Annotated in this window: 10 protein-coding genes; 8 read left to right on the top strand and 2 right to left on the bottom strand. The window is 42.2% G+C overall.

Going from position 1 to position 12,733, the window contains the following annotated elements:
- Positions 1–122: 122 nt before the first annotated feature.
- The gene (locus HMPREF0659_RS08095; protein WP_013265081.1) at positions 123–599 is read right to left on the bottom strand and encodes a hypothetical protein; all 477 of its coding nucleotides are present in this window, start codon (positions 597–599) and stop codon (positions 123–125) included.
- A 48-nt stretch (positions 600–647) separates the two neighbouring features.
- The gene (locus HMPREF0659_RS08090; RefSeq protein WP_013265863.1) at positions 648–1,172 is read right to left on the bottom strand and encodes a flavin reductase family protein; all 525 of its coding nucleotides are present in this window, start codon (positions 1,170–1,172) and stop codon (positions 648–650) included.
- Between the two features lie 542 nt (positions 1,173–1,714).
- Between HMPREF0659_RS08090 and HMPREF0659_RS08085 the strand changes: the two genes are divergently transcribed.
- From HMPREF0659_RS08085 to HMPREF0659_RS08050, 8 genes are all read left to right on the top strand, one after another.
- Positions 1,715–2,146, top strand: a complete 432-nt coding sequence (locus HMPREF0659_RS08085; RefSeq protein WP_013265732.1) for a Fur family transcriptional regulator — start codon at positions 1,715–1,717, stop codon at positions 2,144–2,146.
- A gap of 884 nt (positions 2,147–3,030) precedes the next feature.
- A complete protein-coding gene (ileS, locus tag HMPREF0659_RS08080) occupies positions 3,031–6,696 on the top strand; it encodes an isoleucine--tRNA ligase (protein ID WP_013265627.1) in 3,666 nt (1,221 codons plus the stop codon).
- 144 nt (positions 6,697–6,840) lie between these two features.
- Complete coding sequence (locus tag HMPREF0659_RS08075; protein WP_013265473.1) at positions 6,841–7,224, top strand: TraR/DksA family transcriptional regulator; 384 nt, start codon at positions 6,841–6,843, stop codon at positions 7,222–7,224.
- Entirely contained in the window at positions 7,224–7,901 is a 678-nt protein-coding gene (locus HMPREF0659_RS08070; protein ID WP_013265655.1) for a lipoprotein signal peptidase, read from the top strand. The genes HMPREF0659_RS08075 and HMPREF0659_RS08070 overlap by 1 nt, the downstream gene beginning before the upstream one ends.
- Before the next feature lie 7 nt (positions 7,902–7,908).
- A complete protein-coding gene (locus HMPREF0659_RS08065) occupies positions 7,909–8,862 on the top strand; it encodes a DUF4296 domain-containing protein (protein WP_013265242.1) in 954 nt (317 codons plus the stop codon).
- Entirely contained in the window at positions 8,859–9,086 is a 228-nt protein-coding gene (locus tag HMPREF0659_RS08060; RefSeq protein ID WP_013265113.1) for a hypothetical protein, read from the top strand. Before HMPREF0659_RS08065 ends, HMPREF0659_RS08060 begins: the two co-directional genes overlap by 4 nt.
- 64 nt (positions 9,087–9,150) lie before the next feature.
- Entirely contained in the window at positions 9,151–10,788 is a 1,638-nt protein-coding gene (locus tag HMPREF0659_RS08055; RefSeq protein ID WP_013265311.1) for a M23 family metallopeptidase, read from the top strand.
- 17 nt (positions 10,789–10,805) lie between these two features.
- Entirely contained in the window at positions 10,806–12,443 is a 1,638-nt protein-coding gene (locus HMPREF0659_RS08050) for a dipeptidase (protein WP_013265171.1), read from the top strand.
- Positions 12,444–12,733 lie beyond the last annotated feature (290 nt).

Genomic DNA, 12,733 nt, shown 5'->3' with positions numbered 1-12,733 from the left:
GACATAATAACAAAGGACGTGAACAAGTTACTTATTAAATTATCACGTCACCTTTGTTACTATGTCTATTACCATGATACACCATCTTTTATTACAAGCAACTGGTTAACTTGTCTACTCTTTCACTTGTCTACTCGCCAACCATATCTATACATCGTATACCCATCTGTTCCTTTCCCATCCCCGACATATCTAAAAGAAGAGGGAAAGGCACCCTTGACAATAAGCTCTGTAGCATACTCATAACCATAGCTGTCAGCATCAACGCATATTGCATGCAAAGGATAATAAACCTTCTTCTTATCCTTTGCATAATTCTCCATCCCGTTGGTAGTTTCTTTATTCACATAGAAGGTCGCTATATCGACATCTTCCATAGGCTTAACATACTTGATAAGGATGGCAGAATCGCCTAAGGCGGCATAGATTTTATCATTATGCCGCCAATAAAAACCTATACGTTCGTTTTCTTTCAGTTGCTTCCAATGCCCCCTTTCCTTATAATCATCATAAGGTTTGCAGGCTACAAGAAGCAATAGAATGATAAAGATATACCCTATTTTCATTCCCTTATAAACCTTTTGCGTCTTACAGTTCATCTTTTATTACAAGCAACTGGTAAACTTGTCTACTTGTTCACTTGTTTACTAACCAAGATATTCATCGTCACGAACGAGTATTTTTTCAATCTTACCAACATACATCGTATGAAGATCGCCATTAGGATAAGCCTGTTCAAAAATCTCCTTATCCATAAAACTACTTTCCTTTAGGTCTGCAGCATACTCTTTCTTACAAACAAGAACTAACTTAGCCTCCTTAAAATAAACACTATTATCAGCAAAAACCTTTGTCAATCCTGCCTTCTCAATCTTATTCTCATCACGTCCTGAAACAGAACCAAGATAAGCCATTTGCTTCTTAAAAGAGGCATCCATCACGCAAAGCGTAAAGTAATCTTCCTTGTCTACAAAGGTCTTTGTATAGCGACTGGCACGTATATAGGCAACAACTGTTGGGTCGTTATGGCCCCACATACAGCCAATATGTCCCCAACTGATTGTCATCGTGTTACACCCATCCTGCTCATTACCAGCAGATAACAACATCCATTCCTTTCCTAAAAGGTTGAACGGATTGAACTTTAAATCTTTGTAACTAACTTCTTTCATCCTAAATGATCTTTATGTATACACATTAAACATTTATCAATTACAAAAGTAATACTTTTATCCGTTCCAACAAAGCACACAAGTGAAAAGATGACAAAGGAACAAGTTACATGTAAAGAAGACAAAGTAACATAAGAACACATTTAATGCATACAAGTTAACAAGTGAATAAATTGCTTGTAAAGAAGACAAAGTAACATAAGAACACTCTTTATTGCATACAAATTAAGAAGTGGATAAGTTACTTGTTATGTTATTACTCCTCCTCGTTCCTCTGTTACTGTGTCTTTCTCTGAGCAAACTGTTCTCTTATCAAACTACTATGTTACCCTGTCTTTCTCACAAGTAACTCGTTCACTCGTCTACTTGTTCACTCGTCTACTCCTACAATATCTGTAGTTTTTCCAACATAATATTTGTCAGTTTTTTACAAAATTCGTACCTTTGCAGTGATATTCTATCAATCATTCGTTTTAATTCGGGTGATTTATTATGATTAGTGGAAATATATTTAGTATAAATTGATAAAAAGGTAGACAACAGTGGATTCAGTATATAACAAATTAATAGCATTAGGTATTCGCCCATCTATACAGCGTGTAGCAATCATGAAGTATCTCGCTACTCACCACACCCACCCTACAGTGGAGGAGGTTTTCCTTGCATTGAAGAAACAACTTCCAACGGTGAGCCGTACAACTGTTTATAACACATTGAGAATGTTGTCAGAGCACGGAGCTGCATCAATGATTACCATTGATGACCACCGCGTATGCTACGATGGCGTTACCGAGCCACATGCACACTTCTTCTGCAAGCGTTGTGAGAAGGTTTATGACTTTGAGGCTATGGAAATGCCACGCTATACTGGCGAAATTGGCAAGGGTTTTAGAATTGATGACACACAGCTTTACTATAAAGGTATCTGTCCTCACTGCCTTGAGGCAATGAACGAGAAAGAGGAACTGAACTAAAGTCCCCTCCTCAAAATACACTAAGCGTGGTGTAACCAATGGTAAAGCCATGAATAAGATTGGCAAGTGGGGCTGAGTTATAGAAGAAATGACAGGGCTATCCATACCCATTTGTAATACAAAAACATTATAAAAAGACATTAATCATAAAGATTTATCAACGTTACTTGTGGCTATAGCTACAAAGAAAAGATAGCCTAAAACAAGGCATTATCAGCAAAGTTTCACCACAAGTTCAACGGAGATATATAAAGAAAAATAAACTGTGACTTTATTATAGTTCTCAGTAAAGTTAATGCGGATGCACTATTGTGCATCCGTTATTTGTTTCAAGAGGTCTCAACAGACAACGAGAGACGCTGAAATAACTATACAAAACTCCTCTCTAAAGCACACCTTTTTACTCAAAAAAAGAGCCGTTCGAATGCAGTTGTAACTATCACTAAACCAAACAGTTCCAAAACAGCGTAATAAGAGGTGCCTAATTAGCGTTTAAAAGGGCGTTAATAAGACTTCAAAAGGGCATCTTTTAGAAGCCTAAAGGGCGTTAATAAGACTCCAATTAAGCATCAATAAAAATCAAAGATATGATTTTTCTTTACAATTCAAGAATTCTACAAACACAAAGCTACCCAACTTAACCATCTTACATTAAGCCAAACTTGTTATTAAATCACTAAAACTAATTATCCTTTATCAATTCGCATAGCATTCAAAGCACTATCAATAAAAACAGACACAATATGATACACGAATTAGATTTCGAACTGATACTTTGCATGAAAGAAAGTGCATTGTCTTTCATATAATAAAAAGTTTGGTAGTTTCAGTTGTTATTTGTATCTTTGCAGGTATTTAGAAAATAAGCAAAACAATTAGATAGTATGGCAAAGAAATTCGCCGAGCACAAGGGACTTGACCTTGTTAGCACAAATCAGGAAGTATTGAAAGAGTGGGAGAAGAAAGATATCTTCCATAAGAGTATTGATGAGCGTGAGGGCGACCCACAGTTCATCTTCTTCGAGGGACCTCCATCAGCTAATGGACATCCTGGTATTCACCACGTATTGGCACGTGCAATTAAGGATACTTTCAACCGCTACAAGACTATGCAAGGTTTCCAAGTGCATCGCAAGGCGGGTTGGGATACCCATGGATTGCCTGTAGAGTTGGGCGTAGAAAAAGAGTTGGGTATTACAAAGAAAGATATCGACAACCACGCATCTGACAAATATATCTCAACAGAGGAATACAACCATAAGTGTCGTGAGAATGTAATGAAGTTTACTGCTGAATGGAAGCAGTTGACAGAGGAGATGGGCTACTTCGTTGATATGGAGCATCCATACATTACTTACGATAACAAATATATTGAGACATTGTGGTGGCTTCTCAAGCAACTCTATAACAAGGGCTTACTGTATAAGGGCTATACCATTCAGCCTTATTCACCAGGTGCAGGTACGGGTTTGTCAAGCCATGAGCTGAACCAGCCAGGTTGCTATCGTGATGTAAAGGATACTACCGTCACAGCACAGTTTGCTATCCCTACAGAGGATTGGAAAGCATTGGCTGAAAAGGCTAATTTACCAAAGGAGACATGGGGTAAGCCTTGCTTTGTTGCATGGACAACCACACCTTGGACATTGCCTTCAAACGTTGCACTTTGTGTTGGTCCAAAGATTGAATACGTTATTGTTGAGACCTATAACCCATACGATGCCGAGAAGTTGACACTCGTTATGGCTGCAAGTCGTGTAGCTGCCTATCTGAAGTCAGAAGGTGAGATTACCGATGGTGGCGAATTACCAGCCTATGATCGTGGAGACAAGTATGTTCCTTATCGTATCGTAGGTCGTGTGATGGGTACAGAACTTGAAGGATTACACTATCAGCAGTTGATGCCTTGGGTAAAGCCTGTTGAGCAGACAGGTGACTTTGCACCAAAGTTTGTGAACGACTATGCTGCAGCTCACCCAGAGAAGGTGTTTGCAAGCGAAGATGGTCGTGATAAGTTTGTGGAGATGGAGAGTGAGGCTTTCCGTATCATCCTTGGCGATTACGTCACTACAGATGATGGTACAGGTATTGTACACATTGCTCCTACCTTCGGTGCGGACGATGCTAAGGTGGCAAAGGATGCTAACATCCCTGCTCTCTATCTGATTTCAAAGAAGGGACAGACTCGTCCTATGGTTGACTTGCAGGGTAAATACTTTACTATCGATGAGTTAGACAAGAACTTCGTTAAGGCTTGTGTTGATGAGGAAGCATATGGTCACCATGCTGGCGACTATGTAAAGAACTCTTACGATCCACGCTTCAACCCTGATGGCGTATGGGATAAGAAGGCTTCAGAGAAGGAAGAAGACCTGAACATCATTATCTGTATGGAAATGAAGCAGGAAGGTACAGCCTTCAATATTCAGAAGCACGTACACAACTATCCTCACTGCTGGCGTACAGACAAACCTATCCTCTACTACCCTCTCGACAGCTGGTTCATCAAGGACACTGCTAAGAAGGAACGCATGGTAGAGTTGAACAAGACTATCTGTTGGCAACCAGAATCAACTGGTACTGGTCGATTCGGCAACTGGCTTGAGAACTTGAATGACTGGAACCTCAGCCGTTCACGTTTCTGGGGAACCCCATTGCCTATCTGGCGTGATGAAAACCGTGGCGAGAAGTGTATTGGTTCTGTTGAGGAACTTTACAACGAGATTGAGAAATCTGTTGCTGCAGGTATCATGGAGAAGAATCCACTGAAAGAGGCGGGCTTCGTTGTTGGTGATTTCAGCCAAGAGAACTATGATAAGATTGATCTTCACCGTCCATACGTTGACGATATCGTCCTCGTAAATGATGAAGGAAAGCCAATGCATCGTGAATCAGACCTCATTGACGTTTGGTTCGATAGTGGTTCTATGCCATATGCGCAGCTCCATTATCCATTTGAGGGTGAGATTAATGCTGAAGGCTTGAAGGCTACGGGTAAGACTGAGGCTGAATATCGTGACCAGTTGGTACACTCATGCTATGAGGGTATAGCTGTTCCACCAGCATTCTTCCCTGCAGACTTCATTAACGAGGGTGTTGACCAGACGCGTGGTTGGTTCTTCACACTCCATGCAATTGCGACAATGGTGTTTGACTCAGTTGCCTTTAAGAACGTGATTTCAACAGGTCTTGTACTCGATGCAAAGGGTAACAAGATGAGTAAGCACGTGGGTAACGTTACCAACCCATTTGAGATGATGAATAAGTATGGTGCTGACCCTGTACGTTTCTACATGATGACGAACAGTGAACCATGGGATAACTTGAAGTTCGACCCAGAAGGTGTTGACGAGTGTCGCCGTAAGTTCTTCGGTACCTTATATAATACATATAGTTTCTTTGCACTTTATGCTAATGTCGACGGCTATGATGCCACAACATGTGAGGCAGTAAAGGCAGATGCACCAGAGATTGACCGTTGGATTATCTCTAAACTCAACTCCCTCATAAAGGGTGTGACTGCTGAGTTAGAGGACTTCGACCCAACACGTGCAGGTCGTCTGATCGACTCATTCGTGAACAACGACCTCAGTAACTGGTACGTTCGTCTGAACCGTAAACGTTTCTGGGGTAAGGAAATGAGTGCTGACAAGAAGAGTGCATACGACACATTGTACACTTGTTTGATGACCGTTGCACGTCTGTTGGCTCCATTTGCTCCATTCTATGCTGACCAACTCTATTCAGACTTGGGTGGTAACTCGGAAAGCATCCACTTGGATCGCTGGCCAGTAGCAGACGAATCTGTTATTGATGCTGACCTTGAGGCACGTATGGATATGGCACAGCGCATTACCTCAATGGTTCTTGCACTGCGTCGTAAGGTGAACATTAAGGTACGCCAACCATTGGCACAGATCATGGTTCCAGCTATTGATGCAACTCAGAAGAAACACATCGAAGCTGTAGCAGACCTTATCAAGCACGAGGTGAACGTTAAAGACCTTACTTTCGTTGAGGGTCAGGGCATCCTTGTTAAGAAAGTGAAGTGTAACTTCCGTGTCATGGGTAAGAAGTTTGGTAAGCTGATGAAGCAAGTAGCAGCCCATATGGATGCTCTTTCACAGGAAGAGATTGCTGCATTGGAAGCTGCAGGCGAATTCAACTTCGAGTTAGAAGGTCAGCCAATCAAGGTAGAGGCTGCAGATGTTGAAATCATCTCAGAAGATATCCCAGGCTGGTTGGTAAGCAACGAGGGTAACTTGACCGTTGCACTTGAAGTTGAACTGACAGAAGAACTCCGTCGTGAGGGTATGGCACGTGAGTTAATCAATCGTATCCAGAACCTCCGTAAGGAGACTGGTCTTGAGATTACCGACCGCATCTCTGTCATTATTGAGCCACAAGCAGAGGCTGCAGCAGCTGTAGAGTCATTCGGCGAACTGATTAAAGCACAGGTTCTCGCTAATGACATTACACTTGCAGAGAACAATGGAGCAAATGTTGAGTTTGATGAATTCAACCTCCATATAGAAATCAAAAAGAGCTAAATGAAATAGTCGGGGTGTACGAGTCGTACATCTATAAGCTAAGAACAATAGTGGACGTGTCTCGTACACGTCCCTATTATCAGGCTTTCGACAACCTCAAAATATTATAAATTACTTTCATAACCTAATTCAATTCTTTACTTTATGGAAACTAAGAAGCGTTATACCGATGAGGAACTCGAGGAGTTCCGCACGATAGTAAATGACAAGTTGGCGATAGCCAAGTCTGACTACGACGAGACGATGAAGATTCTGATGAACAAGAATACAAACGACGTTAATGACACATCACCAACCTATAAAGCGTTGGAAGAAGGCAGTTCAAACCAAACTAAGGAAGAACTGGTACAGATGGCACAACGTCAGCAGAAGTTTATCCAAGCCCTCCAGGCTGCACTTGTCAGAATCAATAATAAGACTTACGGCATTGACCGTATCACTGGAGAGCTTATTCCAAAGGAAAGACTGCGCATAGTACCACATGCAACACTGAGCGTAGCATCCAAGATGGCAAATAAAAATCACTAATGAGTAAACAGAAAAAACAAAGCTTGATAGCCACCTTGCTAATTATTCTATTGATTGTGATAGACCAAATTATCAAGGTTGTTGTCAAGCTTAATATGAATTTAGGCGAATCTATCCATATCTTCGATTGGTTCCAGATACAATTTATCGAGAACAATGGTATGGCATGGGGTATGGAATTAGGAAGCAAACTCTTCCTTAGTATCTTCCGTATCGTTGCCATTGGCTTCCTTATTTGGTACATTTCTAATCGTATCAAACACGGAGCAAGAATGGCTTATATCGTTGTCTTGTCTATGATAACTGCAGGTGCTGCGGGTAATATCTTCGATTCCCTCTTCTATGGTCAGCTCTTTACTGCCTCTACACCCTATTACATAGAAGGAGCCACACCAGCTACCCTCGTTTCATGGGGAGAAGGCTATGCGCCTGTACTGATGGGTAAGGTGGTAGATATGTTCTATTTCCCACTCTTCCACGGCACATTCCCAGACTGGTTCCCACTCTGGGGTGGTGAGTCGTTCACCTTCTTCTCACCAATATTCAACTTTGCAGACTCCTGCATCTCTGTGGGTGTCATCACGATTATCCTTGCTTTTCGAAAGGATTTCAACGGTTGGGTACCAGCTAAGGACAAGAAGGTTGCTGATAAAGAAAACATTACTGATAATCAGTAGATAGATAATGAGAAGTAAATATCTGGTTCGTTCCTTCGCCACTCTTTGTTGGTTACTGCTTGCATTCTTCATTGTAAGCTGTAAACCTTCTATCCCTTCTGAGTATATCCAACCTTCAGAGATGGAGGATATGCTCTACGATTACCACCTCTCCATGGCAATAGCCAATCGTGAAGGCTATACAGATGTCAGACAACAAGCCTTTAAACTCGCTGTGATGAAGAAGTATGACGTATCAGAAGAGAAGTTCAATAAGTCTCTTCAATACTACATGCGACATACCGAGAAGCTACATGACATCTATGTTGAACTCAGCAAACGACTGGAAAACGAGGCGCGTGCGCAAGGTGCATCAGAGAGCGAGTTGTCCCAGTATGGTGATATTACTTCAAAGGGAGATACTACCGATATCTGGCGTGGTAACCGCACATTAATACTTTCTCCATATCCTCCAGTAGACCGTGAGTCCTTTGAAATCAAAGCAGACACAGCCTTCCACAAGGGCGACCGACTCCTCCTGAGTTTCGATTCACAGTTTATCATTCAAGATGGTATGCGTGATGCGATTATCATGATGGCTGTTACTTATTCAAATGATAGTATCGTCACACAATACCAGCATATTACGTCAGACTCCCACAATACGATGACGATTGATGCTGGGGATTCTTTGCGCATCAAGAACATTCGTGGCTACTTCCTAATGTTGAAGGGACAACAGCCTACAACTACTTTCAAGATGCTTATCCTCAATAATATCCATCTTGTCCGTATGCATGTTCGAAAACAGGAGACAACGCAACCAACTGATTCTTTGAAAGAGTCCGACCCAATCAGAACGATTGGTGGTGAACCTGTCAGTCCTCCAACAGACCCTAATCAGCCTGCAGGACCACCGACAAGAACACCTGCTGACGCAATGAAGGAACGAGGAATACCTACCAAGCCCGATAAGTTATGACCGACAGGAAAAAGCTGATAAGACGTATCGGTGCCAACATCATTGAAACAGCGATGGGCGTTATAGAACAAGGAATTGTCGTTATTGAAGACGGCATTGTTCTCAAGTCCTATCCATTCACAGAGGAAGAACCGATGACGGAATGGACAACAGGTACTATCACCATACGCCTCGACAATGATGGTAAGCCCAGAGCCTACAAAGACAAGCAATTACTGAAATGATTCTGTAGTCTTCCCACGAGGAAGACAGCAGACACACCTATAAAAAGAAAGAATCTGATAGCCAATGAGCTTGTTATTAAATATTTTATTATCCATACTCCCTTTCGGTTCACCAGTTCACGTTCCAGTGCAATTGGCGGGCAACTTTGGAGAGCCTCGACCTAACCACTTCCACGGAGGTATTGATATCAAAACCGAACGTGAAGTAAATCTTGGTGTCTATTCTATTGCTGATGGCTATATTTCAAGCGCCATCGTTGAGAAATATGGCTATGGTCGTGCTATCTTGGTCACTCACCCAAATGGATATACCAGTTGTTATGTTCATCTCAATCGCTTCACACCACAGATTGAAGCTGCCGTACGTAAATGGCAATACCAGCATCAACAGTTTGCTTGCGACGTTAAATTCCGACCAGGAGAGTTCCCTGTAAAGAAAGGACAGTTCATCGCTCTTAGCGGTAATACAGGTTCATCACAAGGTCCACACATCCACTTAGAGATGCATAAGACTACAAATGGAAACCTTTACGACCCACTCAATTTCTTAAAGGGTATCGTTAAAGACAAGACTGCTCCTGCTGTTTATTCATTTAAGTCCTATCCTCAACCGGGAGAAGGAGTATTCCAACACAGTTCAGACTCCCGTATCTTCACATTTGACAAAGGACATTTCCAAGCATGGGGAAAGGTGGGCTTTGGTGTAAGAGCCAGTGATCACATGGACTCTGTATATAATAATTTTGGAGTAAGATACACACAGTTGTATTGTGATGGTAAATTGGTTTTCTCCTCTGATGTGAACAATATTCCTACAAGTTGTCACAGAATGGTTAATTCGTGGGGTGATTACGACCACTTCCTTTCTACAAAGATTTGGTTTATGAAGTCTTACATCGAACCCGGTAACACACTCCCTATCTTACATGCAGGAGCTAACAGGGGTATTATCAACTTCAATCAGCAACGCGACTACCACCTTCGTTACGTCATAAAAGACGTCTTTGGCAATCAAACAATAAAGGATTTCACTGTGAGGGGTGAGCCAGAAGCTATTCCAATAGTTCATCTTCCAGATGGGGTAAGTCCACTCTATTATGCCAAAGACAATAACTTTGAGGCTGAGGGAGTACGACTGAACATCCAGAAAGGCTTACTTGCTAAGAATGGTTGGCTACAATTACGACACGGCAACACAAGCAGCACGCTGTCTATGGCTTATAGTTTCTCTAAAGCAGCATATCCACTCTTCAACTATGCACAGATAAGTATTAAGCCAACTGGCATGATACATAATCCAAAGAAGTTATATGTTGCGATGCGTAACAGCTTGAACGCTGACGCCCCAGCATCCTATTGCGGTGGAACATATGCAAATGGTTGGGTTACAGGACGAATGCGCGAGTTGGCAAATGCCTACTTCCTTGCTTACGATGAGACACCACCAACGATCACACAGCAGAATCTCAACCCACGCAACCTCTCCTTTAAGATAACTGACACAGGTAGCGGTTTACAAGGTTACAAGGCTTACCTCGATGGACAGTTTATTCTGCTACAGTTCGGAAAGAACAAAGAATTATTCTTCTGTAACCTCGCAGACACCCCTGTTCGCCCTACTGGGAAGGAACGAATATTGAAGATTATCGCAACCGACAACCGCGACAATAAGAAAGAATATCTGACTAAAATAAAGTATTAACAATTAAATTGTAGAGTATGAAGAAATCATTTGCAACACTATTCTTCCTTACAATGATTACGTATGCTAATGCGTGTACAAACCTCATTGCTACAAAGGGAGCAACAACAGACGGTTCTGTCTTTGTTACTTACACCGCTGATGATTACGGCATGTTTACTAACCTATGTCATTACCCAGCAGGCACACACGCAAAAGGTGACCGCCGTGAGATTATTGACTATGACACTCACGAGAGCCATGGTTTTATTCCAGAGGCTCCTGTAACATACAATGTCATTGGAAACATCAATGAGTATCAGGTAAGTATTGGTGAAACAACCTACGGCGGCCGTGAAGAAATGGTTGACAAGAGCGGTATTATCGATTATGGTTCATTGATGTATCTTGGTTTGCAACGTAGTAAGACTGCACGCGAGGCTATCAAGGTAATGACCTCACTCGTTGAGACTTATGGTTATAACTCTGGTGGTGAGACCTTCACTATCGCTGACCCTAACGAGGTATGGTTGCTCGAGATGCAGGGTTGTGGTGGCGACAAGAAGCAGAAGGTTGTTTGGGTTGCTGTTCGCATCCCTGATGGCATGGTTTCTGCTCATGCTAACCAGAGCCGCATCGGTCAGTTCTCAACTTACAACACAGAGGTCATCACTTCTAAGAACTGCATCAGTTTTGCACGTTCAAAGGGTTGGTTCACAGGCAAAGATAAGGACTTCAACTGGAAGATGACCTATGCAGCACCAGACTTCGGTGGCCGTCGTTGGTGCGATGCTCGTGTATGGAGCTATCTGAATCATTTCAAAGACATGTCACGTTGGTTGCCATGGGCGTTGGGTAAAGACCCTAACGCAGAGGATATGCCACTTTGGATTGCACCTGACAAGAAGGTCGATTTACCTAAGATGGAAGCTTGTATGCGCGACCACTATGAGGGTACTCCTTTGTCACTCGATAAGGATATAGCACAGGGTATCTGGGATTCTCCTTACCGCCCTACCCCACTAAAGTTTGAGGTAGATGGCAAGCAGTACTTCAACGAACGCCCTATCTCAACCCAGCAGACAGGTTTCTCTTACATTGCACAGCTCCGTTCATGGTTGCCACGCGAGATTGGTGGTATCCTTTGGTTTGGTAACGATGATGGCAACATGGTTGCTTATGTACCAATCTATTGCAGCAATACAGAGCGTGCAGAGTGCTTCAACACACCAGGAGCTGATGCAGTAACCTTCTCTGATAAGAATGCTTTCTGGGTATGCAACTGGGTTAGCAACATGGTTTACCCTCGCTACTCTCAGCTCTTCCCTGCATTGAAAGAGGTGCGCGACTCACTTGACAACGCTTTCCTCGCAGCACAAAAGGGTGTGGAAGCTAAGGCAGAAGCACTCTATGCCACCGACAAGGCAGCTGCAGTGAAGTATCTCAACGATTACTCTATTCAGAAGAGTAACGAAATGATTACACGTTGGCGTCAGTTGGCTATCCATCTGATTGTGAAGTTCAATGACATGGCTGTTAAGCCTGAGAAGGATGGCAAGTTCCTCCGCACTTCAACAGGTCTTGGCAAGCGTGTAAAGCGTACGGGCTACAGCGACTACTTTAAGCGCGAACTGGTAAAACAGACTGGCGACAAGTTTGCTGTGCCTAACAAGTAGAACGTCTAAAAGAATCAAGTTTAGTTGGTAAATGGGTTTAACCATCTAAACTTCATACATTTATAAAGAGGCTATATTCATCGAGATATAGCCTCTTTGCTTATCTGTAGAAGTAAGTTTTTCAATATATATAACTTGCATTATTCCTAATAAAGTTTTATTTTGCTCTGAATAAAACCGGTTTATATGGCACTTTTAGAAGCTATTTTCTTATTGATAACCCTCATTTTGATGCCGTTTATAACGCATAATAAGCCTTGGTCTTTAAAATTATTATACTTAGGCTTTTG

It is taken from the genome of Prevotella melaninogenica ATCC 25845, from assembly GCF_000144405.1.
Classification (GTDB): domain Bacteria; phylum Bacteroidota; class Bacteroidia; order Bacteroidales; family Bacteroidaceae; genus Prevotella; species Prevotella melaninogenica.
Note: the sequence above shows the minus strand (reverse complement) of the source record. Positions and strands in the feature narration are given on the sequence as shown.